Raw genomic sequence first — 24,397 nt, 5'->3', positions numbered from 1 at the left:
CGTGCCCGCGCCGCACAGCGGCACCTTCGCCATCACAAGAGAACAGGCCCGGAGCCATGTGCCCAGCATCCGCTTCACCGTACGCATCGACGGGAGTTGGGAATTCGACGAACCAGGACCATTCCCGCACCACGATCCTGCCGTTCCGGCACGGCACGGCCTGAGAGAACAAGCGCGCCGCGTCCTCTCCAACTACTCGGTTCTCGATGCCTCCGCAGCACAGGACGCCGTGAACGACATCATCGCAACACGCGTGCGCATCGCCCCTGGCCTCACTGCCCGCGGCGAAGCCACCCTGTCGGCACGACGCCAGGATCGGGCGCTCGCACGGAAGCACCTTCGCGCTGAGAGGGCTGGCGACCTGACGCGGCAGGAAGCCCGCCGACACCTCGCCTTCCTCCAGGCCGTCCTGGCTGACACGGACACCCGCACAGTCTGGTGGATCGATGAGCATCCCGACCGCTTGGGCGAGCTCGGTGAACTCAATGAGGGCCTGAAAGACGTGAAGCCGCCTCACGAACGAACACAGGACGTCCTACGCGACGAGATCAGCAGGTTCACGGATCGGCTATTCACCGACCTCCACACCCCGCAGCAGAAGGAAGTTTTTCTCCGCGCACTGACCCAGACGCTGCAATCTCTGGGCAGTCCGGAACTCCGTGCCACTGCGGATGCCTGGCTCACCGCCGTCCGCGCCCCTGACCACCACGAGAACGGACCCCAGTGAATCTCTACACGCGCCGCTGGCTCATCGCCCCGCTCCGTCAGTGGCGTACCCATCGACTCATCAGAACGCATGGCACCCACCTCACCTACGAAACGGCCTGGTCACTGATAGCGCTTCGCGCTGGATCCGACGAATTCCTCTTCGTCCAACAGGCTGCGCGTGAAGCAGGAACAGCCACAGACACCGGTATCCAGTACGACGACTGGAGCATCCTTACCGCAGAGGAACAGGCCCGCCGAAGACGATGGTTGTCGCGGCATGGCAAGTCACCCATTCGGCGGCTCGGCCTGTCCGACACACTGCTCAGAAGGGCTGGCATCGGCGTCCTGGACTGGGGCTCGCCGGGCCCTGAGAGGTGAAATTTCTCAGCGTGTTCTGGGGACCTGCAGACATGGCCCCTGAGCTGCGACAACTGCCGCTGCGTTCCAAGATCTACCGGCAAGCGTTTCCGGCGGAGTCGGAGAGAACGCTCTGACCTGCGACGATGGGGTTTTCGACAAGCCCCACGGAGGCACGGAGGCACGGAGGCGCGCTGCCGATGGCAGACCTGGACAGGGTAGCGGATGCGGGGAGGAGCTTGCTGGCGGGGCGGGGGAGCCGGGCCCGACGTCAGCGCGTGGCGTCGGCCGGGGTGCGGGTGGCGGGCCCATCGGCGGGCCGAGCCGCGTCGGCCCAAGGCCCGCCCGGCCCCGCCTCGCCGGCCTCTCCGTCAGTGCATGGCGTCCGCCGACGCGCGGGCGCCCGCACGCCGGACGGCTGAGCCCGCCCAGGGGTCGTCACGTGAGCGCGCTGCCCGCCGTCCACGCCGGCCACGGCAGGTTCCAGCCGGAGAGGCCGTTGTCCGGGGCGACCGTGCCGCCGCCCGTCGAGTTGCGGACGACCACCACGTCGCCGAGCAGCGAGTTCGCGTAGAACCAGGCGCCGGGGGAGTCCGGGGCGCCGCCGCCCTGGGTGTCCTGGATGCCTATGCAGCCGTGGCTGGTGGCGTTCGCGCCGAAGGTGGAGGGCGCGGCCCAGTAGTTGCCGTGGATGAACGTGCCGGAGTTCGTGAGGCGCTGGGCGTGCGGCACGTCGGGGATGTCGTACTCGTCGCCGAGGCCCACCGTGGTGCTGTTCATCTTCGTCTGCCGGTCCTGCTCGCTGATGACCATCGTGCCGTTGTACGTGGCGTACTTGGGCTGGCCAGTGGAGACGGGAACCTTCTTGAGCGTGGCGCCGTCGCGCTGGACGGTCATCTCCTGGGTGGCCGCGTCCACCGTGGAGATTTGCTCGCGGCCCACCGTGAAGGAGAACGACTTGTCCTGAACTCCGTATATTCCCTTGGCCAGTTCGAGCCCGTCGAAGTCGAAGGCGACCGTGACCTTGGAGTCCGGCTTCCAGTAGTCCTGCGGGCGGAAGTCGATGCGGCGGTCGCCGAACCAGTGCCCCCTCGCCTGCTGGCCGCCGCTCGAAGTGATCCGCACGGCGGACTCCGCGGCCTTGCGGTCGGTCACCGCCTTGTCGAACTTGAAGGAGACCTCCATGCCGACCCCGACCGTGGAGGCGTCCTCGGGGGTGTAGAACGCGATCGCCGAGTTGCTCTCGGAGACCGTGGTGAAGCGCGCGGTCGCGGTGGCCGTCCGCCCGTCCGGGTCCTTCGCCTCGGCGGTCAGCGTGTACGCGGTGCCGCGGGTCAGGTTCACCGACGGGTGCCAGGCGTCGCGGGCCGGGGCCAGCGCGCCGGGTATCGCCTTGCCGCCTTGGGCCGTCAGGGTGACCGAGGTGAACGTGCCGTCCGCGACGCTCGCCCCGACGTCCTTGACGGTGATGCCGACGTTGCCCGCGCCGTCCTTCGGCGTGGTGGTGATCCGAGCCTTCGACACCGTGGGGCTCGGGCTCGGCGAGGTGTCCTTGCCGCCGCCCGACGAGCAGCCGCCGAGCGCCAGCACGGCCACCGCGAACAGGGCCAGGAGCGGTGCGATCCCGGGGCGGCCGGGCCGTATGCGTCTGCCGGTCGCCGGGAACTTCGATATGGACGTCGACGGGGGCCTCGGTGTGGGCTTCAACTTGGACGTCTCCCCTCCGGCAGCTGCCAGCTTGGATGCCCGTTATGCGGGGTTGTGCACCTTTCTTGTAGTGTGCGGTAACGCCCTGTTTGTACGCATGCGGAATTCTGGGTCGCCGACGGACGGAGTCGATGGATGGCGTACCGACCCCGTTGGAGGCGGATACCCCGGACGGGCCCGCCCACCCGTCCGCGGTCCACCCGGATACGTCTCGCGCTCTGTGCGCTCGCCGGGGTGCTGCTGCTCGCGGGCGGCGCGGCCGCGTACACCTGGCACCGGCTGAACGACAACATCAGCAGCGTCGAGCTCGGCTCGCTGCTCACCCCGGAGGCCTCGGCCACCTCCGACCTCAACATCCTGGTCGTCGGCTCCGATTCGCGGGCCGGGAAGAACGCCACGCGGGCGGGCGGGGGCGACGACGTCGGGCGCTCCGACACCACCCTGCTGCTCCACGTGTACGGCGGCCGCAAGAAGGCGGCGCTCGTCAGCATCCCGCGCGACACCATCGTCGACCGCCCCGCCTGCGCCACCGGATCCGGCCAGAAACCGCCGGAGCACGAGAGGGTCATGTTCAACTCCGTGTACGAGACGGGCGGCGCACCCTGCACGGTCGCCGCCGTCGAGTCGCTGAGCGGCGGCATGCGGATCAACCACTACGTCGAGGTCGACTTCAACGGCTTCGCCGAGCTGATGGACGCGCTCGGCGGGGCCGACATCACCCTGGCCAAGCCCATCGACGACAAGGAGAGCGGCGTCCATCTCCAGGCCGGCAAGCACCACTTGAACGGCCAGCAGTCCCTCGATCTCGTACGCACCCGGCACGGCGTCGGCAACGGCAGCGACCTCGGCCGGATCCAGCTCCAGCACCAGTTCCTGACGGCGCTGATCGGCAAGACGGCCGGCCAGAACCTGCTCACCGACCCGGCCAGGCTCTTCGCCGTCGCCGAGGCGGCGACCAAGTCCCTCACCACCGACTCCTCCCTCGCCCACGTCGACAGCCTCGCCTCGCTGGCGTACTCGATGAGGGGGCTCGGCGCCGGCGACGTCCAGATGGTCACCCTGCCGGCCCAACTGGAGCAGGGCGACCAGGACCGTCTCGTGCCGGACACCGCCCGCGGCAAGACGCTCTGGGCCGCCCTGAAGGCCGACCGCCCGGTTCCGGAGGACGCGCTCACCGGCACGGCGTCGGAACCGAACGGAATCGGCCAGGTGGTGACGTCGGGCTGACCCCACGGGCCGTTGTGTTTTACACCGACCTTGACCGGGGCGGGGCAGCGGCATAGCGTCGTGGACCACTGGGACTGAGCAGGCGCTTAGGAGGGTTTCCCGTGGAGACGACAGGCAGTGGGACGCGGGCGGCCGGGCCGCACATCGAGCCCGCTCGCGCGGAGGGGCTGCTCACCGCGGCCGGTGCGCCGTTCGCCGTCGTCCGCGGCGAGGGAGGCGCCCTTGAGTACGCCTCCGGGCCGCGCACCCTGCGGGAGTTCGTCGAGACCGTCTGGGCCTTCGGGGAGCGGCCGTTCCTGATCGCCGAGAGCGGCACGTACTCCTACGCCGAGTTCTTCGCCGCCTCCTGCGCGCTGGCCCGCCGCCTCACCGACGTCTACGGCCTGCGCCCCGGCGACCGGGCCGTCATCGGCATGCGCAACCACCCCGAGTGGCAAGTCGCCTTCTGGGCCGCCCAGTTGGCGAGCCTGGTGGCCGTGCCGCTGAACGCGTGGTGGACGGCGGAGGAGTTCGCGTACGCCCTCGACGACTGCGCCCCGCGCGTGCTGCTCGTCGACGGCGAGCGGCTTGAGCGGGTGGCGGGCTGGGCCGCCGCGCACGGCGTGCGCGGCATGGTCTGCCACCACGCGGGCGGGCTGCCCGACGGATTCGAGCGGTTCGACGACCTCCCTGAGCTCACCTCGCCAGACCCGGCCGCCGGGCCGCCCGACGTCGACGTCCCGCCGGACGCCGACGCCACCATCATGTACACCTCCGGCACCACCGGCCGCCCCAAGGTGCGGATCGCCGGGGCCGACGGGTCCCCGCTCGCCGACGGCGAGGTCGGAGAGCTGTGGCTGCGGGGGCAGTCTTTGGTGCGGGGGTACTGGAACGACCCGGCGGCCACTCAACTCGCCTTCCAGGGCGGGTGGTTCAGGACCGGGGACCTCGCGACGCTTCGCGACGGGCGGGTCGGGATCGTCGACCGGATCAAGGACATGGTGATCCGGGGCGGGGAGAACGTGTACTGCGTGGAGGTCGAGGGGGTGCTCCACGATCACCCTGCGGTGCTGGACGCCGCGGTGGTTGGGGTGCCGCATCCGGTGCTGGGGGAGGAGGTGGGGGCGGTGGTTCAGGTGCGGGGCGGGTCCGGGGTGTCCGCGGATGCCCTGCGGGCGCATGTCGGGGCGGTGCTGGCCGGGTTCAAGGTGCCGGCGCACGTTGTTCTGCGGGAGGAGGCTCTGCCGCGCAATGCGACGGGGAAGGTGCTGAAGCGGGAGCTCCGGGGGGTTTTCCCCACCCCGCCCCTTCCCTAGAGCCTCCGGCGGTTGGAGGGGGGAAGGGAGGTTTCCTGGGGCTGCGCCCCAGACCCCCTGCGGGGACTTCGTCCCCTGCACCCCTGCTTCGGGGGCTCCGCCCCCGGACCCCCGTTCGCGCCTTAAGGGCGCTCGTCCTCAAACTCCCCCAAGGCCTTAAGGGCCAGGGGGGACCCCCATGACGGGCTGGAAGTGGGCTGCCGTCCGTACTCGCCGGACGGGCTGGGGGGGGGCTGATGCCCGCGACCGCCGGGCAGGGTGGAATGCGCGGTGGCCGGAATCGTCAAGATTTCGTCACCTTCACGTGATAGTTCCCCATCCCATCCACCCCCGTCACGGCTATCCGCACCCCATTCGGCTGGTCCACGAACGTCTCTCCCGTCGTGTACGGCGCATCCGACAGTTCCGCGTTGACGTTCGGGCGGCGGGTGCAGCCGCCCGTGTTCGGTTTGCTGTCCGAGATGTTCACCGGGCCCCGGCCCGTGTCGACGGTTGCGTCCACGCGGTAGATCAGGACCCCGGGCTTGCAGACCGCCTCGTCGTTGCCGGCCTGGGTGCGTACCTCGACCGCGTACCCGCTGTCCTTCGTCACCGGCACGAAGACCAGCTTCGGGCCGCCCTCCGTGGCCAGCGGGGTCAGGGCGTACTGGCTCGCGCCGCTGCCCGTCGCGCACGAGACCTGGCTGTTGTCGAGCCAGCCCAGCTTCCACTTGTGCCAGCCCAGCATGTCGTTGTTGGCGCCCCAGTCCTCGGACATGATGTCCCAGTGCCCGACGGCCCCGCCGCCCTGCGGTGTGTAGAGGTCGGGCAGTCCGAAGACGTGACCGTTCTCGTGCGGCAGCACCCGGTAGCCCGTCTCCCCGTACGAGCCGGAGCCGTCGTCCTGGCGGCTGTAGACGAACGACGTGTTGGAGAGCGGCACCCCGTCCGCGTAGGGCGCGTCCTGATTGCCGGAGAACGTCACCGAGAGGACCGTGTCGAGGGCTGACGGGCCCGCGTTCGGGGTCACCAGCACGTTCACCAGGTCGTATTTCGAGAAGTTCACCCTCGGGCCGGCCGCCGCGATCATGTCCTGGACCAGGCGGTGGTAGCCGGGCTCATAGGGCGAGCCGCGGTCGATCCCGTACGCCGTGAACGCCTTCGGCATCCTCAGCCAATCCGGGATCGGGGCCTCGGCACGGTAGTCGAGGCGGCCGTAGGAGGCGTTGCGGAACCAGTCGCTGGTCTGCGGGAAGAATTCCTTGTACCGGCTGAGCGCGGAGCCGGAGCCCACCGCGTCCGGGAAGTCGATCATGAGGGTGAGGGCCCGGACGATGCCGGTGGAGTGCGCGTAGCCGGGCGGGGTCGGCAGGCCCTCCGACATCTGCACGCCCAGCGCGGCCGGGATCCGGCAGGGGCCGAGCAGGGACTCGCCGGGGGCGGCCACCGGGCCCGCGGAGGCGCGGGTGGCGATCGACAGCGTGGTGGATCCGGTGGTCAGCGTGGCGAGCGCGACCGAGGCGAGGGCGGCGCCGAGGAAGGTGGTCCGGCGCCTGCGGGGTATCCGGCGGCCGGGCGCCCGGGCCGGGCGGGACTGGCTGGCGTCCTGCATGCGCACGCCCTCGCCTTCGGGTACGCGACAGCAGGCCGGTTCCTTACTGCGCTCGTCTGATCACCCTGTGTCGGGCGTGTCGCGTGCGCGCGCTGGGTGGACCGAATGTGGGTTTTTCCCCATAAAGATGGTTGTGGCTCAGGTCACATGCCGGTCGGGAAATAACCGGGGAAGGTTTCCCCGTTTGAACCTTCGTCCCCGCGAAACGGGGAATGCTTCCCCGCTTGGGCCAGGTCCCGGCGAAGAGCCCGACCGACCCGATCACCTACGAGAAGGAGCAGAGCCGTGCAGACTGCCGCCGCCCCCGTCGCCGCAGCGCCGCGCCGTGCCCCGCGTCCGCGGGCCGACGCCCTGCGCAACCGGGAGCGGATCATCGCCGCCGCGCGTGAGATCTTCGTCGAGTGCGGTGCCGAGGTGCCGCTGGACGAGATCGCCCGCCGGGCCGGCGTCGGCAACGCCACGATCTACCGCCACTTCGCCGACCGCTCGGAGCTCATCACCAGCGTGGTGCTCCACGTCATGGACCGGGTCTCGGGCCAGGCCGAGGCGGCGGCCGCCGAGGAGGCGGACCCCTTCGACGCCCTGCGCCGCTTCGTGCACGCGGCGGCCGACGAGCGGATCGGGGCGCTCTGCCCGATGCTCTCCGACACCTTCGACCAGGACCAGGCGGAACTGAACGCGGCCCGCGAGCGCCTCGAACGCGACGTCGAGGGGCTCATGCGGCGGGCCCGCGCGGCCGGCCGGCTCCGCACCGACGTCGCCGTCGGCGACCTCATGGTCGCCCTCTCCCAGCTGACCAGGCCGCTGCCCGGCACGCCCTGCCCGAACATCGACCAGTTCGTCCACCGCCACCTGCAACTGTTCCTCGACGGGCTTCAGGCCCCGGCGCGGTCCGAGCTGCCGGGCAGTGCGGCGACCCTCGACGACCTCCGGAGGAGTTGACCGCCGTACCCGTTCAACTCCCCGTTCACCTCTTCAACTCCCTGGTCTGTCAACGTAATTCAGTCGTAGATCAGTCGTAGTTCAAGCATAGTTACAGCACTCCTCTCGGTAATCCGCGTCCCAAGGTGGCTACCCCCATGTCAAAAACAGTCGGTCTCGACAAGACGGGCCAGCTCTCGGCCCCCGACCCCAGTCGCTGGAAAGCACTCGCCTTCATAGCCCTGGCCCAGCTGATGGTCGTCCTCGACGCGACCATCGTGAACATCGCGCTGCCCTCCGCCCAGCACGCGCTGCACATCAGTGACGCCAACAAGCAGTGGGTCATCACGGCCTACGCGCTCGCGTTCGGCGGGCTGCTCCTGTTCGGCGGGCGCATCGCCGACCTGTGGGGCCGCAAGCGGACCTTCGTCGTCGGCCTGCTCGGCTTCGCCGCGGCCTCCGCGCTCGGCGGCGCCGCCACCGGCGAGGCCATGCTGCTCGGCTCCCGCGCGCTCCAGGGTGCCTTCGGCGCACTGCTCGCGCCGGCCGCCCTCTCGCTGCTCGCGGTGATGTTCACCGACGCCAAGGAGCGCGCCAAGGCGTTCGGCATCTACGGTGCGATCGCCGGTGGCGGTGGCGCGGTGGGCCTGATCCTCGGCGGCTTCCTCACCGAGTACCTGAACTGGCGCTGGACCTTCTTCGTGAACATCCCGTTCGCGATCGTGGCGGCCCTCGGCGCCTACCTCGTCATCCGCGAGCCCTCGGGCACCCGCAACCGCTCGCCGCTGGACGTGCCCGGCGTGATCCTGTCCACCACCGGTCTGGTCGCGCTCGTCTACGGCTTCACCCGCGCCGAGTCGGCCGGCTGGTCGGACGGGCTGACCATCTCGATGTTCATCGCCTCGGCGGTGCTGCTCGCCGCCTTCGTCACCCTTGAGGCCAAGGTGCGGCACCCGCTGCTGCCCCTGCGCGTCATCACCAACCGCAACCGCGGCGGCGTCTACCTCTCGCTCGGCCTCGCGATCATCGCGATGTTCGGCCTGTTCCTCTTCCTGACCTACTACCTCCAGGTCGTGAAGGGCTTCTCGCCGGTCAAGACGGGCTTCGCGTTCCTGCCCATGATCGCGGGCATGATCACCGGCTCCACCCAGATCGGCGCCCGCCTGATGACCCGGGTCCCGCCGCGCCTGCTGATGGCCCCCGGCTTCCTGACCGCCGCCGTCGGCATGCTGCTGCTCACCCAGCTCGACATCGACACGTCGTACGCCGGCGTGATCCTGCCCGCGCAGATCCTGCTCGGCCTCGGCATGGGTACGGCGTTCATGCCCGCCATGTCGCTCGCCACCATCGGGGTCGAGCCCCGGGACGCCGGTGTCGCCTCCGCGATGGTCAACACCTCGCAGCAGGTCGGCGGCGCGATCGGCACCGCCCTGCTGAACACCATCGCCGCCTCGGCGACCACGGCCTACGTCACCGGCCACATGGCGCTCGGCGCCAAGAACCCCGAGCTCCTGAAGCTGGAGGCCATGGTGCACGGGTTCACCGCCGCCATCTGGTGGGCGGTCGGCATCCTGGCGGCGGCCGCCGTCATCGCCGCCACCCTCATCAACACCGGCCGCCCCGGCGGCAGTTCGGTCTCCGGATCGAGCGCCGGTGAGGACATCGAGGACGAGGTGCGCATCCCGGTGGTCGCCCACTGACGCCCCGGTAGCACCCCGGACGCGCCCTGCCCTGGCCCCGCTGACCTCAGCGGAGCCAGGGCAGGTCCGCTTTGGCGTCCGTGGGCTGGAGGCCCTGTGCCATCACGCGCATGATCTCGCCGAGCTGGTCCACCTGGGCCGGGGACAGCCGGTCGAACATCGCCTGCCGCACGGCGGCCACATGCCCCGGCGCGGTCCGCTCCAGGACCCCGTAGCCCGCGTCCGTGAGGATCGCGAGCTGGCCCCGCTTGTCGGAGGGGCAGTCCTCGCGCCTGACCCAGCCGTTGTTCTCCAGGCGTGCGACGGCGTGCGAGAGCCGGGACCGGGTGATCTTCGAGTTCTTGGCCAGCTCGGTCATCCGCAGCCGGCGCCGCGGCGCCTGCGAGAGCTGGACGAGCAGCCCGTAATAGATGTGCGGCATCCCGGCGTCGCGCTGGAGCTGTCGGTCGAGGTGGTCTTCGAGGAGCCGGGTGGCGTGGAGGTAGGCGCGCCAGGTGCGCTGCTCCTCGTCGCTGAGCCAGTTGGGTGCCGAGGTCATACACCTACTGTACGGACACTTCTTGAAAGTTGAACTAGGTCGCGTTAAGGTGGGCCCCATAGCTTGAGACTTCAAGTAATGGCTGATCGCCCGATGCCCGATGGCCGGGCCGGCCGGTCAGACTGTCAGTGAGTGAGTCGGAGAGTCGCCATGACCGTCGCCCGCGCCGAGCGCATGCCCGCCCTCTACCTCTCCCATGGCGCCCCGCCGCTCGCGGACGACCCGCTGTGGCCGGGCGAGCTCGCGGCCTGGTCCGCCGACCTGCCCCGGCCGAAGTCGATCCTGATGGTCTCCGCCCACTGGGAAGAGGCCCCGCTCGCGCTCGCCGCCACCGAGACCGTGCCGCTCGTGTACGACTTCTGGGGCTTCCCCGAGCGCTACTACCAGGTGCGGTACGCCGCCCCCGGCGCCCCCGAACTCGCCGACTCCGTACGCAAGTTGCTGCGCGCGCCCGGCATGCCCGTGCAGGACGTCCCGGACCGCGGGCTCGACCACGGCGCGTACGTCCCGCTCGTCGAGATGTTCCCCGCCGCCGACATCCCGGTCCTCCAGATCTCCCTGCCGACCCTCGACCCGCGCGAGCTCTACGACATCGGCCGCAAGCTGGCGCCGCTGCGCGACGAGGGCGTGCTGATCGTCGGCAGCGGCTTCTTCACCCACAACCTGGCCGCGCTGCGCCACACCGGCGGCCAAGTGCCCGGCTGGTCGGCCGAGTTCGACGACTGGGGCGCGCGGGCGCTGGCCTCCGGCGACCTCGACGCGCTGCTCGACTTCGAGCACAAGGCCCCGGCGGGGCGGCTCGCCCACCCCCGCACCGAACACTTCGCCCCGCTGTTCGTGACGATGGGCGCGAGCGAGGGCGAGCCGGGCGGCGCGCGCAGCGTCATCGACGGGTTCTGGATGGGGCTCGCCAAGCGGTCGGTGCAGTACGGCTGAACGAGCGCGCGGGGAAAGGGAGTTGGGCCGCTTTCTCGTGAGGCCCGGCCCTTACGCCTCCCCGAGCTCCTTCTCGTACCAGGCCACGTCCCAGTACCGGCCGAACTTGCGGCCGACTTCCCGGTACGTGCCGATGTGGGTGAAGCCGAAGCGTTCGTGCAGCCGGAGGGAGGCTTCGTTCGGCAGGGCGACCCCGGCGTACGCCCGGTGCACGTCCTCGCCTGCGAGCGCCTCGAAGAGCGAGCGGTACAGGAGTGTGCCCACGCCCCGGCCGGTCGCCTCCGGCGCGCAGTACACGCTGACCTCGACGGAGGTCGCGTACGCGGGCTTCGGGCGGAAGGGGCTGCTCGTCGCGTAGCCCAGAATGCCGGCCCGGCCGACAAAACGGTCATCGTGAGCAACCAGAAGGCGGTGCGGGCCGTCTTCAGGGTGGGAGTGCAGCCACGGACGGCGCTGTTCGGTGGTGAAGGCGGCCGTATCGAATGTGATGGCGGTCTCACGGATGAAGTGGTTGTAAATGTCCGTGAGGGCCCCCAGATCGGCCTCCACACCGGGCCTGACCTGCACCTCTGTACGTTCCTGCGGCACCTGAACCCCTCCCGTGGCGGCACAGGGTACTGCATGATCACGAAAATCGATGGGCGGGACGGGAATTCTGTCCGGATTCCAGCCGTTGTTTCCATCGGATGCAGGGCACCCGGGAGGGTGTCGCGACCCACTCAGTAAGGGAGCACGCATGGCAACCCGCGCCGTCGCCCGCCGACAGTCCGCCTCTGGCGGTTCGGAGTCGGGAAGCAGGGTCCGCGCAGTCACCGGCGAGATCGCCGACCGCGACCTGGTCGGTATGTACCTCGACGAAATCGCGCGTACGCCGCTGCTCGACGCCGCCAAGGAGGTCGAGCTCTCGCAGACGATCGAGGCCGGTGTGTACGCACGCCAGATCCTCGACGGACAGGTCGAGAGCAAGGCAGGGGACGCTTCGCGCGAGGAGCTGGAGGCGCTGTACGCCGCCGGTGAGCGCGCCAAGGACCTCTTCATCCGATCCAACCTCCGCCTTGTCGTAGCCGTCGCCCGCCGCTACCCGAGGGCCGGTCTGCCGCTGCTCGACCTCATTCAGGAGGGCAACGCGGGCCTCGTGCGCGCGGTAGAGAAGTTCGACTACGCCAAGGGCTTCAAGTTCTCCACGTACGCGACGTGGTGGATCCGCCAGGCCATCACCCGCTCCATCGCCGACCAGTCCCGCACCATCCGCCTGCCCGTGCACCTGGTGGAGGAGCTGGGCCGCATCCGCCGGGTCCAGCGCGAGTTCAACCGGGAGAACGGGCGCGACCCCGAGCACACGGAGATCGCCGCCGAGCTGGGCTCCACGCCGGAGCGCGTCGGTGACGTCCTGGACTGGGCGCGCGACCCGGTCTCGCTGAACATGCCGGTCGACGACCAGGGCGAGACCCAGTTCGGCGACCTGCTCGAAGACACCTCCGCCGTCTCGCCCGAGCAGTCCGTGCTCACGCTCCTTCGCAGTGAGGAGCTGGACGATCTGATCTGCAAGCTCGACGAGCGCACCGCCTCCATCATCAAAATGCGGTACGGCATCGACGACGGCCGTGAGCGTACGCTGACAGAGGTGGGCAAGGAGCACGGCCTGACCCGCGAGCGGATCCGCCAGATCGAGAAGCACGCCCTGCTCGAACTGAAGAAGATGGCCCGCGACACGGGCTTCGACGCGGCGGCCTAGGCCCCGCCCCCAAGACGAGCTCCGGCACCTTCCCCCCCCTGGTGCCGTGGGCTCCCGGCCCCGGCACCTCTCCCCCCCCCTGGTGTCGGGGCCCCTCTCATTCCCCTCATTCCCCTGGCCCGGGCGCGGTCGCCCGCGTGAGACGCTCGCCCAGCTCGTGCAGATAACCGGTCATTGCCTGCGGCCCGTTGACGGTGAACTCGCAGTCCACCAGGGCCAGGCGCAGCGCCACCCACTCCAGCGAGTCGGTGCACGAGGTGCGCAGCCGGCAGCGCCCGGCGTCCAGCGGCTCGGGCGCGCCCATCGACGTGGGCAGCCGGGCGGTCACGAAGTCGGCGGGCGCCTCGAAGGTGACGTCGACGTCCAGGACGGGCTGGAGCCGGTTCATCGAGTTGCGCACGAATTCCGCCGCGTTCGCCTCGGGCAGCTCGCGCGGCGCGAACCGGGCGCCGGTCGCGAACGGCTCGGCGACCCGGTCGACCCGGAACGTACGCCAGTCGCCGCGCTCCACGTCGTACGCCACCAGGTACCAGCGGCGCCCCGTCGAGACCAGGCGGTACGGCTCGACCAGGCGCTTGGTGGCGGTGCCGTCGCCGGAGACGTAGTCGAAGCGGAGCCGCTCCTGGCCGGTGACGGCCGAGGCGAGCGTGGTCAGGGTGCGAGGGTCGACCGTCGCGCCGTCGCCGCGCCAGGGCCCGGACAGCGGCATCGTGGCGGCCTGGAGGCTCGCGACGCGGTGGCGCAGGCGGGAGGGGAGGACCTGCTCCAGTTTGGCCAGCGCCCGTACCGAGGCCTCGTCCACGCCGTCCACCGCGTGGCCCGCGCCCGCGCGCAGGCCGACCGCGATGGCCACCGCCTCCTCGTCGTCCAGGACCAGGGGCGGCATCGCCTTGCCCGCGACCAGCCGGTAGCCGCCCTCGGCGCCGCGCGCCGCCTGCACCGGATAGCCGAGCTCACGAAGCCGGTCGATGTCGCGACGTACCGTGCGCCGCGACACCCCGAGCCGGTCGGCGAGCTCGCCGCCGGGCCACTCGCGCGGGGTCTGGAGCAGGGAGAGCAATTGCAGCAGCCGTGCCGGGGTATCGGTCATGCATCCAGGATGCCGGGCCAAAGAGGACACTCTCTGACCTATAGGGGGTCTAACTTTCTTCTCATGACCTCCACAACGACCAGTAGCACCACACCGGAGTCCGCAGCCGTCGCCGCAGCAGACCGCCGCCGGTGGTTCGCCCTGGCCATCGTGATGACCGCGGCCTTCATGGACCTGGTCGACGTCACGATCGTCAACATCGCCATTCCGTCCATCCAGAAGGACACCGGGGCGAGCTTCTCCTCGATCCAGTGGATAACGGCCGGCTACGCCCTCGCGTTCGCCGCGGGCCTGATCACCGGCGGCCGCCTCGGCGACATCCACGGCCGCAAGAAGCTCTTCCTCATCGGCATCGGCGGCTTCACGCTCGCCTCCGCCCTGTGCGGCTTCGCCGCGAACCCGGAGATGCTGGTCGCCTCCCGCATCCTGCAGGGCGCCATGGCCGCCATGATGGTGCCGCAGGTCCTCTCGATCGTCCACGCCACCTTCCCCGCGCACGAGCGCGGCAAGGTCTTCGGCCTGTTCGGGGCGGTCGTCGGCCTCGGCGCGGTCTCCGGGCCGCTGCTCGGCGCGCTGCTCACCGAGTGGAACCTGTTCGGCCTGGAATGGCGCCCGATCTTCCTGATCAACCTGCCGGTCGGCATCGCGGGCCTGATCCTCGGCATCAAGTTCATCAGCGAGTCCAAGGCGCCCAAGGCCCTCAAGCTCGACCTCGTCGGCATGGTCCTGGTGACCCTCGGCCTCCTGATGCTGCTCTACCCGCTGACCCGCGGCCGCGAGCTCGGCTGGCCGCTGTGGGGCTACCTCTCGATGGCGGGCAGCGTCCTGGTCTTCGCCGGCCTCATCGCGTACGAGCGGATGAAGGCGCGGCGCGACGGCTCCCCGCTGATAGAGCTGTCGCTGTTCAAGGTGAAGAGCTTCGCGGCGGGCATCGCCGTGCAGGCCACCTTCGGTGTCGGCCTCGGCATCTTCTTCCTGGTGTGGACGCTCTACATGCAGATCGGCCTCGGCTGGAGCGCCCTGCGCGCGGGCCTGACCGGCGTGCCGTTCTCGATCGCGGTGTCGGTGGCGGCCGGCATGTCCGTGCAGAAGCTCGTCCCGCGCTTCGGCCGCAAGGTCCTCCAGGCGGGCGCCCTGACGATGGTCGCCGGACTGCTCATCTACATCTGGGAGGCCGACCACTACGGCACGGGCATCGCCTCCTGGCAGATGGCGCTCCCGCTGGTCGTGATGGGCCTAGGCATGGGCCTCATCGTCGCCCCGCTCACCGACGCGGTGCTCTCCGAGGTCCCCAAGGAGCACTCGGGTTCCGCCTCCGGGCTCATCAACACCGTGCAGCAGATGGGCAACGCGCTCGGCCTCGGCCTGGTCTCGGTCGTCTTCTTCGGCTCGATCGGCGACGACCTCGTACCGCCGCAGCTGAACCAGGCCTTCGTGGACGGCTTCCAGCATTCGCTCTGGTACGTCGCCGGAGTCCTCGCGGTGATCTTCCTGGTGATGTTCGCGCTGCCGGCCAAGCCGCGGCAGCATGTCGAGGGCGCGATCGACGAGGCCGAGCTGCTCGACCTCACGAAGTCGGCGCAGCCGGCCTGATCCCTTGCGCGCGATGGCCCGCACCTCTTGAGGTGCGGGCCATCGGCTTGTCCGGGGGCTGCGCCCCGGACCCCCAGTTCGGCTGCGGACCGTGGGTGGCTGGTCGCGCAGTTCCCCGCGCCCCTAAATGCCTTGGTGCCCGCCCGCATCGGCATCTTCGGCCCGTCCGGGCCCGGGTCGGGTGGCTCCCGGCCGCCGGGACCTAAGTCCGTTTGTGTCCGCAGAATGCCCGAATCGATTTACTTCAGGGGAACTCGGTCGTAACCTGGCGGTGTAACCGCAGGTTCGGGCACGGAAACGGACGTAAACAGACATGTATGCACCGGAGCGGCAGCAGGAGATCCTGCGGATCGCGCGGGAGAGCGGGCGCGTGGACGTGCTCTCGCTCGCCGAGACCTTCCAGGTCACCGCCGAGACCGTACGGCGAGATCTGAAGGCACTCGACCGGGCCGGCCTGGTGCGCCGCGTGCACGGCGGGGCCATCCCGGCCGGGCGGCTCGACTTCGAGCCCGACCTCGCCGAGCGCGAGTCCACCGCCGCCGACGAGAAGGACCGCATCGCGCGGGCCGCGCTCGCCGAACTGCCCGCCGAGGGCAGCGTCATCCTCGACGCCGGATCGACCATCGCGCGCCTGGCCGCCGAGCTGCCCCTGGACAGCGGGCTCACCCTCGTCACCCACGCGCTGCCCGTCGCGGCGAGGCTCGCCGACCACCCCGCCATCGACCTCCACCTCGTCGGCGGGCGGGTCCGCCACCGCACCCGGGCCGCCGTCGACGCCTGGGCGCTGCGCGCCTACGGCGAGATCCGCGCCGACGTCGTCTTCCTCGGCACCAACGGCTTCTCCGTCGCCCACGGCCTCACCACCCCCGACCTCGCCGAGGCCGCCGTCAAGCGGGCCGCGATCGGCGCCGCCCGGCGCGTGGTGCTGCTCGCCGACTCCGCCAAGCACGGCCAGGAACATTTCGCCCGCTTCGGCGACATCGCCGACGTCGACCTCCTCATCACCGACAGCGGGCTCGCCCCCGACAGCGTCGCCGCCATCGAGGCCGCCGGCACGGACGTGATCACCGTATGAACATCCTCACCGTCACCCCCAACCCCAGCCTCGACCGCACCTACGAGGTCCCCGGCCTGACGCGCGGCGACGTGCTGCGCGCCACCGGCGAGCGCGTGGACCCCGGCGGCAAGGGCGTCAACGTCTCCCGCGCCGTCGCCGCCGCCGGACACCGCACGGTCGCCGTCATGCCACTCGGCGGCGCCCCGGGCGCCCTGGTCGCCGAACTCCTCGGCGCCGAGGGCATCGAGGTCGCCCCCGTCCCCGTCGCGGGCCACACCCGCTCCAACATCTCGGTCGCCGAACCCGACGGCACCCTGACGAAAATCAACGCGCCCGGGCCCCAACTGACCGCCGCCGAGAGCGAGTTGCTGCTCGACACCGTCCGCGGGCACTCCGGCCGCGCCGACTGGATCGCCTGCTGCGGCAGCCTCCCGCCGGGCCTCGCACCCCAGTGGTACGCCGACCTCGTCGCCCGCGCGCACGCCGCCGGAGCCAAGGTCGCCCTCGACACCTCGGGCCCCTCCCTCATCGCCGCGCTGCGCGAACGCCCCGACGTGGTCAAGCCCAACGCCGAGGAACTCGCCCAGGCCGTCGGCCGCCCCCTCGCCACCATCGGCGACGCGGTCAAGGCGGCCGAAGAGCTGCGGGAGCTGGGGGCGGGCGCCGTCCTCGCCAGCCTCGGCGCCGACGGCCAGCTCCTGGTCACCGCATCCGGTACGTACTTCGCCTCGGCCCCCGTCGCGACCGTACGCAGCAACGTGGGAGCCGGTGACGCATCGCTCGCCGGGTTCCTCGCGGCGGGCGGCGAAGGCCCCCGGGCGCTCGCCGCGGCCGTCGCCCACGGCGCGGCCGCCGTGCAGCTCCCCGGCAGCGTGATGCCGACGCCCGGCGACCTCGATCCGGCGGCGGTCACCGTCACCGACGCCGTCCCGCTGGACCGCCCCCTGTCGGAACCGGCGCCATGACCCCCGCCCCCGCCCCTCACCGCCCGCAAAGGAGCCCGCGATGAGCCAGATGATCACCGCGGAACTGGTCGACCTCCACCTCGACCTGGCCGCCGACTCCAAGGAAGCCGCCGCCCGTACGCTCGCCGAGCGGATGGTCGCGCTCGGCCGCGTCACCGACCTCGACGGCTTCCTCGCCGACGTGGCCGCCCGCGAGGCCCAGATGCCGACCGGCCTCGACGGCGGCATCGGCATCCCGCACTGCCGCAGCGCCCACGTCACCGAGCCGACCCTGGCCTTCGGCCGCAGCGCGGCCGGGATCGACTTCGGCGCGCCGGACGGCCCGGCCGACCTGATCTTCCTCATCGCGGCCCCGGCGGGCGCGGACGACGCCCACCTGTCGATCCTGTCCTCCCTGGCCCGCCAGCTGATGGACGACGGGTTCACCGCGGCACTGCGGGCGGCGGCCACGGCGGAGGCGGCGGCGGCGCTGATCCGGGGCGAGGAGGCGGCCGAGCCGCAGGTCGAAGAGGCTCCCGAGCCCGCGGCCCAGTCGCACGAAACCCAGCCTTTCCGGATCGTGGCCGTCACCTCCTGCCCCACCGGCATCGCCCACACCTACATGGCGGCGGAGTCCCTGGAGCGGGCCGCGCGGGCCGAGGGCGTCGAGATCGCGGTCGAGACGCAGGGCTCGTCCGGGTTCACCCGGCTCGCCCCGGCCGTCATCGCGGCCGCCGACGGCGTGATCTTCGCGCACGACGTGCCCGTACGGGACAAGGAGCGGTTCGCCGGGAAGCCCACGGTGGACGTGGGTGTGAAGGCGGGCGTCAACCGCCCCGGCGAACTGATCGCGGAAGTCCGCGACAAGGCGGCCTGTGGCGAGATCGCCGAGCCGGGCGCCAAGCCGTCCCCCGTGGAGGCGGCGGGCGAGCCGGGCGAGGGCTACGGCACCAAGTTGCGCAAGTGGTTGATGTCGGGCGTCAGTTACATGGTGCCGTTCGTCGCCGCGGGCGGCCTGCTCATCGCGCTGGGCTTCGCCATCGGCGGCTACAAGGTCGACAAGGCGCCCTCCGTCATGGACCACTTCCTGTGGACCGACGCCACCAGCTGGGCCGCCCTGCTCTTCCAGATCGGCGGCCTGGCCTTCAGCTTCCTGGTCCCGGTCCTGGCGGGCTACATCGCGTACGGCATGGCCGACCGGCCGGGTCTGGTGCCCGGCTTCGTGGGCGGTGCGATCGCCGTCGCGATCAAGGCGGGCTTCCTCGGCGGGCTCGCGGCCGGTCTGATCGCGGGCGCCGTGGTCATGGCGATCCAGAAGGTCAGGATCCCGGCGCCACTGCGCGGCATCATGCCGGTGGTGGTGATCCCGCTGATCTCGTCGGCGATCGTGGGCTTCCTGATGTTCCTGGTCATAGGCGAGCCGATCGCCAAGCTCCAGTCCGCGCTGACCAGTTGGCTCAACGGTCTTTCGGGCGCCAATGCGATCGTGCTCGGCGTGATCCTGGGCCTGATGATGTGCTTCGACCTGGGGGGCCCGCTCAACAAGGTGGCCTACGCCTTCGCGGTCGGCGGGCTCGCCGACGGCACCGACGGCAGCTTCAAGGTGATGGCGGCCGTGATGGCCGCGGGCATGGTGCCGCCGCTGGCGATGGCCCTGGCCACGACGGTGCGGGGCCGCCTGTTCACCCGCACCGAGCGCCAGAACGGCAAGGCGGCCTGGGTGCTCGGAGCGTCCTTCATCACTGAGGGCGCGATCCCGTTCGCGGCGGCCGACCCGCTGCGGGTCATCCCCTCCGCGATGGCGGGCGGCGCGGTCACCGGCGCCCTGTCGATGGCCTTCGGCTGCACCCTGCGGGCACCGCACGGCGGGATCTTCGTGGTCCCGCTGATCGGCAACGCCTTCCTGTACCTGCTGGCCGTGGCGGCCGGCACGGCGGTCAGCGCGGCCCTGGTCATCCTGCTCAAGGGCCTGCGCAAGCGGCAGCCCGAGCACGAGGCCCCGGCGCTCGACGAGGAGAGGGTGACGGTCGCCGCCTGAAGGATTACACCCGATATGCCCGGACCCTACCGTGGGGCCGGGCATCTTCGGCCGTCATGACGTGACATGTACCACTTGAGGACCAAAGTCCTTGCATCTCCCTGCCGTAAGTCCCGGCCTGTGTTGTCTACTGGGGCGCGTGGCTCAGAACATCACGATCATTCAGCAGATAGGCCTTTCCGTCCTCGCTGCGGCGAGTGTCGCCTGGGTCGTCGGCCTGGTCCGCATCCTGCGCCGGGAGCGCGCCGACCGGGCCGAGTGGCATGCGCTGCGCACCCTGCGCGCGGTGGGCCGGCAGGCCGGGCCGCCCGCCCGGGAGAAGGTCGCGCTCACCGAGGCGGAGCGGGCCGCGTTCGCGGGCCTGATCCGCCAGCTCGACCCGCGCAGCTCCTGACGCGTGCGCGTGAGGTGAGCGTACGGCCGTGAGGTGAGGGTCCGCGGGTCCTTCGGGGCCCGGGCCGCGGCCCTCAACTCACGTGCGCGCGGCGCTCCATGGCGGCTCTGGCGGCCCGCTCGGTCGCGTACACCTCGCACATGTGGCGGCCGTCCGGGGTCGCCGTGTGCTCGACCTCCCACAGGCTGAGCTCGCCGCCGTCGAGCAGCAGGAACGCGTGCTCGTACAGCGTGAACGCGGCATCCCGGCCGGTCGTGCGGCAGTGGCTGCCGAAGGCCTGGGTGATCCGGTGCGCGTGTGCGGCCCGCAGCCTGAGCGCGGTGCGCTCGCCGGGCCGGTCCGGGTTCTCGGCGCGGCGAAGCAGCCGGCGCGCGTGGTCCGCGGAGTCGTCCGGGGCGTACGGGTGGGGGCGCCCGGCGGACGGGCGGTCCTGCCCGGCGAGGAAGTCGGGGCCGAAGCCGGCCTCCCAGCCGTCCTCGAAGTCCTGGAGCGGGTCGACGGCGCCGCCCCCGTACGCACCCAACTCGGCCTCCAGCGCGCCGAATTCGTCGTCCGGGTGGGTGGCCTCGTGGGGCAGGGCCCGGCGGCGCAGCCGGGCGGCGGCGATGCGGGCGTCCTCCTCGGCCGCGTACACCTCGTGCGCGTACTCGCGGCCGTCGTGGTGGGCGAGCTCCCACAGGGTGACGGTGGTGCCGTCCAGGAGCAGATAGCAGTGCCGGTACGTCTCGCGGCTCAGGCGGTGGCCGCCGGGGCCCGCCGCCGAGGTGTGCAGCGAGGAGTGCAGCGAAGTGGTGTGCGCCATCGCCAGGGCGAGGCGCTCGACGAGCTCGTCCGGCAGATCGAAGGAGTTCAGGGCCCGCCCCAGGATTGCGGCCAGTTGTTCCTGGGCCGAGTCGTCGCCGGGGCCGCGCTCGCCGTCGAGCGGGTGGGGCACATGGAGCACCAAGGCTTCTCCTGGCCGTCGCTGTTGGTCACGTAGAAGGTGCTCAACGTAGCCCCTGAGGGCGGATCGCGCAGCGGGCATGGCCGAAACTTTTCCGGCCGGCACCCCGTAAAAGGGTTACCGGCCGGTCAAGTCTGCTGTGGAGAAAGGGAGTTGGTCAGGAGGTGCTGTCCGCCGTCCACTGCGACCACGGCATGTTCCAGCCGTTGAGGCCGTTGTCCGGGGCGATGGTCTTGTCCGGCGAGCCCTTCACGACGACCACGTCACCGATGAGGCTGTGGTCGAACATCCACTTGGCAGGAGTGTCGCCTGCGGCGCCCTTCACGTCCTTCATGCCGACGCAGCCGTGGCTGGTGCCGTCGTTGCCGAACACCGACGGGTCGCCCCAGTAGTTGCCGTGGATGAAGGTGCCCGAGGTGGACAGGCGCATCGCGTGCGGCACGTCCTTGATGTCGTACTCGCCGCCGAAGCCCACGCTGTCACCGTTCATGCGGGTCTGCGTGAACTTCTCGGAGATCACCATCTGCCCGTTGTAGGTGGGGTGTTCGGAACTTCCGGTCGACACCGGAATCGTCTTGATGGTCTTGCCGTCCTCCTGGACGGTCATCTCCTGCGTCTTCACGTCGACCGTGGAGACCTGGTTGCGGCCGATGGTGAAGGTGACTTCCTTCGACTGCACGCCGTAGACGCCCTTGGCGCCCTCGACCTTGTCCAGGTTGATCTTCATGGTGACCTTGGAGCCGGCCTTCCAGTACTCCTCGGGCCGGAAGTCCAGGCGCTGGGAGTTGAACCAGTGCCCGACGACCTGCTGCCCGCTGCTGCTGGTCACCGTGATGTGCGAGAGGACGTCCTTCTTGTTGGTGATCTCCTTGTTGAAGTCGAAGGACACCGGCATGCCGACGCCGACCGTGGAGCCGTCCTCGGGGGTGTAGTTGGCGATGAAGCTGTCCTTGGCCGAAACGGTGGAGAACTGCGAGTTCTCCGTCGCGGCCCGGCCCTTGTCGTCCTTGCCGTTGGCGGCGATCTTGTACTGGGTGCCGCGCTCGACCTTGCCGGTCGGCTTCCAGGAAAGACCGTCGGCGGCGAGCGTGCCGGGCACGGCCTTGCCACCCTGCACCTCGGTCATCGTCACGTCGGAGAGCTTGCCGCCCTCGGCCTTGACGGTGACGTCGTTGATGGAGGCGTTGGTGGAGCCGTTCTTCGCCGAGATGGTGATCTTCAGCGTGGAGGCGTCCTTGGCGGCCGAGGCGTCCGCGCCCTTGCCGTTCTTGCTGTCGTCGCTCGCCTTGGCGTCGCCGCCGCAGGCGGTCAGCGCGAGCGCGCCGACCAGGAGGCCCGCCGCTCCCGCGATGAGCCGGACCCGGCGCCGGGCAAACGGACGCGCGGGGCGCGGGGTGCTGCTGAACTGCTGAGGCTGCGCTGCGTTGTCCGACGCCGGCGGTGTCACGGGCTACTCCATGTCTGCGTGGTGTACTGCGAAATGAATCCAGTACGGACATAGAGAACCCAAATGGCCCAATGGTTGCGAGAATCGATGGTGACGGAGGTCACAATCGAGAGCCTCTCGGCCCTCAACTCCCGTACAGATCCCCATAAGAGGGGAAAGTTCCCCCTGGCCCCTCGACACTGCCGGCGGCCCGCACGCCCCGCACGATCGCCCGCGCGACGACGTCGGCCCCCGCGGCGAGAATGTGGTTCAACTCCTCGGGGCTGAGGGCCTTGTCCGTCCCGTCCGGCCCGGAATCATGCGATCCGGTGGCGAGGGCGAAGATCGTGTCCCCGTCGTGCATCAGGTGTACGGGGCGAACGGCGCGGGCCAGCCCGTCGTGGGAGGTCCCGGCGAGCTTCTGCGCCTGCGGCCGGGTGAGCCGGGCGTCGGTGGCGACGACGGCGAGGGTGGTGTTGAGGGGCGGCATCTCGACACGGGCGGCGGCGAGCCGAGCCTGGGCGCCCAAGTGTCTTTCGGGGGTTGGCAGTTGAGCCGGTGAATCTTCCCCGTACTCCCCATACAGGGCGCCGTTGTGGGGGTCGACGGGGGAGCCGACGGCGTTGACGACGGCGAGGGCGGCCACCGTCACCCCGGAGGCCAGGGTGACGCTGGCGGTGCCGACGCCGCCCTTGAGGCCGCCGACCACGGCGCCGGTCCCGGCCCCCACGTTCCCCTCCGTGACCTCCGTCCCGGCCGCCTCGACGGCCGCCCGGCCCACCGCCGCGTCGGGCCGGGCCCGCCAGTCGCCGCCGCGCCCCAGGTCGAACAGGCAGGCCGCGGGCACGACCGGGACCACCTGGTGCGGCTCGGGCCCGACCCGAACCCCGCGCTGCCGCTCCTCCAGCCAGGCCATCACCCCGGCCGCCGCGTCGAGCCCGTACGCGCTGCCGCCGGTCAGCACGACGGCGTCGATGCGCTCGACGACGTTCTTCGGATCAAGGGCGTCGGTCTCCCGGGTGCCGGGGCCGCCCCCGCGCACCTCGACCGCGGCGACCGCGCCGCCGGGCGGGGCGAGCACGACGGTCGTGCCGCTCAGGGCGTTCGGTCCGGCCACGGCCGCGTGCCCGACCAGGAACCCGGCCACATCGGTGAGGGAATTGTTCATGACCCACATCCCACCACGGCAGTTGGGCCGAGGCGTGCGGAGTCGGGACACGGGCTCCCGGTTCTCAGAGCTTCGGCCCCAGGTAGGTCCCGCCCGAGGCGTCGAGGACGTGCCCGGTGATCCAGCGCGCGTCCTCCGAGGCGAGGAAGGCGACCGGGTCCGCGATGTCGGCGGGCTGCCCGATCCACGGCAGCGCCTGAGCCTGCGTCATCCGCGCCTCCATCTCGGGAGAGGACCGGAAGAAGGCACGGGTCCGGTCGGTCTCGGTCGGCCCCGGCGCGACCAGGTTGACCGTGATCCGCCGGGCCCCCACCTCGTTGGCGAGGGTCCGGGTGTACGTCTCCATCGCGCCCTTCGTCATCGTGTACGCCAACTCGCCCTCCAGCGCGATGCGGGTCACGGCGGAGCCGATGTTGATGATGCGGCCGCCGTCGCGCAGGGTCGGCAGCAGGCGCTGGGCGAGGAAGAACGGGGCGCGTACGTTGACCGCGAAGAGCCGGTCGAAGAGATCGGGGGTCGTCTCCGCGTACGCCAGGTGCTGCCCGGTGACGGCGGCGTTGTTGACGAGGATGTCGAGGAACTCCACACCGGTGTGGGCGCGCAGCCCGCTGCGGACGGCGTCGGCGAGCTGCTCGACGCCGTCGATGGTGGTGAGGTCGGCGCCGACGGCGAAGGCGCGGCCGCCGGCCGCGACGATGGCGTCGACGGTCTCCTGGGCGGCGGGCCCGTCGGTGCCGTAGTGGACGGCGACGAGGGCGCCTTCGGCGGCGAGCCGCTGGGCGATGCCGCGCCCGATGCCTCGGGAGGCGCCGGTGACGAGGGCGGTCTTGTCGGCAAGGGTGGTGGCGGCGGTGGTGCGGGCCTGCTGGTGCTGCGACATGGTGTGCTCCCTGTTCCGGCCCTGCGGGCGGCGAGCCCGGCGGGGGTTTGCGCCGGGGGCTGCTCCCTCCGACACCGCCGACTCTGAGCGCGCCCGCTCACGGGGTGCGCACGGGGCGCTGACGGGGTGGGGGTGGGGCGGTGAGTGGG

Annotated in this window: 21 protein-coding genes; 12 read left to right on the top strand and 9 right to left on the bottom strand. The window is 71.0% G+C overall.

Going from position 1 to position 24,397, the window contains the following annotated elements; genetic code table 11:
* Nucleotide 1: 1 nt before the first annotated feature.
* Nucleotides 2–727, top strand: a complete 726-nt coding sequence (locus ADK54_RS21415; RefSeq protein WP_159047860.1) for a hypothetical protein — start codon at nucleotides 2–4, stop codon at nucleotides 725–727.
* 776 nt (nucleotides 728–1,503) lie between these two features.
* Here the strand turns inward: ADK54_RS21415 and ADK54_RS21410 are convergent.
* Nucleotides 1,504–2,709, bottom strand: coding sequence for a L,D-transpeptidase family protein (locus ADK54_RS21410; RefSeq protein WP_053727323.1), 1,206 nt, complete (start codon nucleotides 2,707–2,709; stop codon nucleotides 1,504–1,506).
* Between the two features lie 198 nt (nucleotides 2,710–2,907).
* On the opposite strand from ADK54_RS21410, the gene ADK54_RS21405 reads away from it, so the two are divergent.
* Nucleotides 2,908–3,999: an LCP family protein gene (locus ADK54_RS21405; RefSeq protein ID WP_053727279.1), complete on the top strand. Its 1,092-nt coding sequence runs from the start codon at nucleotides 2,908–2,910 to the stop codon at nucleotides 3,997–3,999.
* Between the two features lie 101 nt (nucleotides 4,000–4,100).
* Nucleotides 4,101–5,294, top strand: a complete 1,194-nt coding sequence (locus ADK54_RS21400; protein WP_053727278.1) for an AMP-binding protein — start codon at nucleotides 4,101–4,103, stop codon at nucleotides 5,292–5,294.
* 283 nt (nucleotides 5,295–5,577) lie between these two features.
* Here the strand turns inward: ADK54_RS21400 and ADK54_RS21395 are convergent, their stop codons facing one another.
* Nucleotides 5,578–6,885: a M6 family metalloprotease domain-containing protein gene (locus tag ADK54_RS21395; protein ID WP_053727322.1), complete on the bottom strand. Its 1,308-nt coding sequence runs from the start codon at nucleotides 6,883–6,885 to the stop codon at nucleotides 5,578–5,580.
* Between the two features lie 285 nt (nucleotides 6,886–7,170).
* Between ADK54_RS21395 and ADK54_RS21390 the strand changes: the two genes are divergently transcribed.
* The gene (locus ADK54_RS21390; protein WP_053727277.1) at nucleotides 7,171–7,827 is read left to right on the top strand and encodes a TetR/AcrR family transcriptional regulator; all 657 of its coding nucleotides are present in this window, start codon (nucleotides 7,171–7,173) and stop codon (nucleotides 7,825–7,827) included.
* Nucleotides 7,828–7,964: 137 nt separating this feature from the next.
* The gene (locus tag ADK54_RS21385) at nucleotides 7,965–9,506 is read left to right on the top strand and encodes an MFS transporter (RefSeq protein WP_053727276.1); all 1,542 of its coding nucleotides are present in this window, start codon (nucleotides 7,965–7,967) and stop codon (nucleotides 9,504–9,506) included.
* Between the two features lie 46 nt (nucleotides 9,507–9,552).
* Here the strand turns inward: ADK54_RS21385 and ADK54_RS21380 are convergent, their stop codons facing one another.
* The gene (locus ADK54_RS21380) at nucleotides 9,553–10,044 is read right to left on the bottom strand and encodes a MarR family winged helix-turn-helix transcriptional regulator (RefSeq protein ID WP_053727275.1); all 492 of its coding nucleotides are present in this window, start codon (nucleotides 10,042–10,044) and stop codon (nucleotides 9,553–9,555) included.
* Nucleotides 10,045–10,194: 150 nt separating this feature from the next.
* Here ADK54_RS21380 and ADK54_RS21375 point away from each other — a divergent pair, with 150 nt between their 5' ends.
* Nucleotides 10,195–10,980 carry a dioxygenase gene (locus tag ADK54_RS21375; RefSeq protein WP_053727274.1) on the top strand — a complete coding sequence of 262 codons (786 nt, stop codon included), beginning with the start codon at nucleotides 10,195–10,197 and terminating at the stop codon, nucleotides 10,978–10,980.
* Nucleotides 10,981–11,031: 51 nt separating this feature from the next.
* Here ADK54_RS21375 and ADK54_RS21370 read toward each other — a convergent pair whose 3' ends face one another.
* Complete coding sequence (locus ADK54_RS21370) at nucleotides 11,032–11,568, bottom strand: GNAT family N-acetyltransferase (protein WP_078966517.1); 537 nt, start codon at nucleotides 11,566–11,568, stop codon at nucleotides 11,032–11,034.
* Between the two features lie 148 nt (nucleotides 11,569–11,716).
* On the opposite strand from ADK54_RS21370, the gene ADK54_RS21365 reads away from it, so the two are divergent.
* Nucleotides 11,717–12,715, top strand: a complete 999-nt coding sequence (locus ADK54_RS21365; protein WP_053727272.1) for a sigma-70 family RNA polymerase sigma factor — start codon at nucleotides 11,717–11,719, stop codon at nucleotides 12,713–12,715.
* Nucleotides 12,716–12,821: 106 nt separating this feature from the next.
* On the opposite strand, the gene ADK54_RS21360 is transcribed toward ADK54_RS21365, so the two are convergent.
* A complete protein-coding gene (locus tag ADK54_RS21360; protein ID WP_053727271.1) occupies nucleotides 12,822–13,805 on the bottom strand; it encodes a helix-turn-helix transcriptional regulator in 984 nt (327 codons plus the stop codon).
* A gap of 63 nt (nucleotides 13,806–13,868) precedes the next feature.
* Between ADK54_RS21360 and ADK54_RS21355 the strand changes: the two genes are divergently transcribed.
* From ADK54_RS21355 to ADK54_RS21335, 5 genes are all read left to right on the top strand, one after another.
* Nucleotides 13,869–15,398, top strand: coding sequence for an MFS transporter (locus ADK54_RS21355; protein WP_053727270.1), 1,530 nt, complete (start codon nucleotides 13,869–13,871; stop codon nucleotides 15,396–15,398).
* 313 nt (nucleotides 15,399–15,711) lie between these two features.
* Nucleotides 15,712–16,473, top strand: a complete 762-nt coding sequence (locus ADK54_RS21350) for a DeoR/GlpR family DNA-binding transcription regulator (RefSeq protein WP_053727269.1) — start codon at nucleotides 15,712–15,714, stop codon at nucleotides 16,471–16,473.
* Nucleotides 16,470–17,420 carry a 1-phosphofructokinase gene (gene pfkB / locus ADK54_RS21345; protein WP_053727268.1) on the top strand — a complete coding sequence of 317 codons (951 nt, stop codon included), beginning with the start codon at nucleotides 16,470–16,472 and terminating at the stop codon, nucleotides 17,418–17,420. Before ADK54_RS21350 ends, pfkB begins: the two co-directional genes overlap by 4 nt.
* Nucleotides 17,421–17,460: 40 nt before the next feature.
* The gene (locus ADK54_RS21340) at nucleotides 17,461–19,437 is read left to right on the top strand and encodes a PTS fructose transporter subunit IIABC (RefSeq protein ID WP_053727267.1); all 1,977 of its coding nucleotides are present in this window, start codon (nucleotides 17,461–17,463) and stop codon (nucleotides 19,435–19,437) included.
* Nucleotides 19,438–19,576: 139 nt separating this feature from the next.
* Complete coding sequence (locus ADK54_RS21335; protein WP_053727266.1) at nucleotides 19,577–19,831, top strand: hypothetical protein; 255 nt, start codon at nucleotides 19,577–19,579, stop codon at nucleotides 19,829–19,831.
* Nucleotides 19,832–19,904: 73 nt separating this feature from the next.
* Here ADK54_RS21335 and ADK54_RS21330 read toward each other — a convergent pair whose 3' ends face one another.
* The 4 genes from ADK54_RS21330 to ADK54_RS21315 all read right to left on the bottom strand — a co-directional run bounded on the left by ADK54_RS21330 (nucleotide 19,905) and on the right by ADK54_RS21315 (nucleotide 24,248).
* Entirely contained in the window at nucleotides 19,905–20,765 is an 861-nt protein-coding gene (locus tag ADK54_RS21330; protein ID WP_053727321.1) for a DUF6227 family protein, read from the bottom strand.
* A 166-nt stretch (nucleotides 20,766–20,931) separates the two neighbouring features.
* Entirely contained in the window at nucleotides 20,932–22,221 is a 1,290-nt protein-coding gene (locus tag ADK54_RS21325; RefSeq protein WP_420717347.1) for a L,D-transpeptidase, read from the bottom strand.
* A gap of 124 nt (nucleotides 22,222–22,345) precedes the next feature.
* On the bottom strand, nucleotides 22,346–23,368 hold the full coding sequence (locus ADK54_RS21320) for a P1 family peptidase (RefSeq protein ID WP_053727319.1): 1,023 nt from the start codon (nucleotides 23,366–23,368) through the stop codon (nucleotides 22,346–22,348).
* 64 nt (nucleotides 23,369–23,432) lie between these two features.
* A complete protein-coding gene (locus ADK54_RS21315; protein ID WP_053727265.1) occupies nucleotides 23,433–24,248 on the bottom strand; it encodes an SDR family oxidoreductase in 816 nt (271 codons plus the stop codon).
* Nucleotides 24,249–24,397: the final 149 nt, after the last annotated feature.

Source organism: Streptomyces sp. WM6378, assembly GCF_001279695.1.
In the GTDB taxonomy this organism is placed as follows: Bacteria; Actinomycetota; Actinomycetes; order Streptomycetales; family Streptomycetaceae; genus Streptomyces.
The sequence above is the reverse complement of the archived record's forward strand: the minus strand, read 5'-3'. Positions and strand labels throughout refer to the sequence as shown.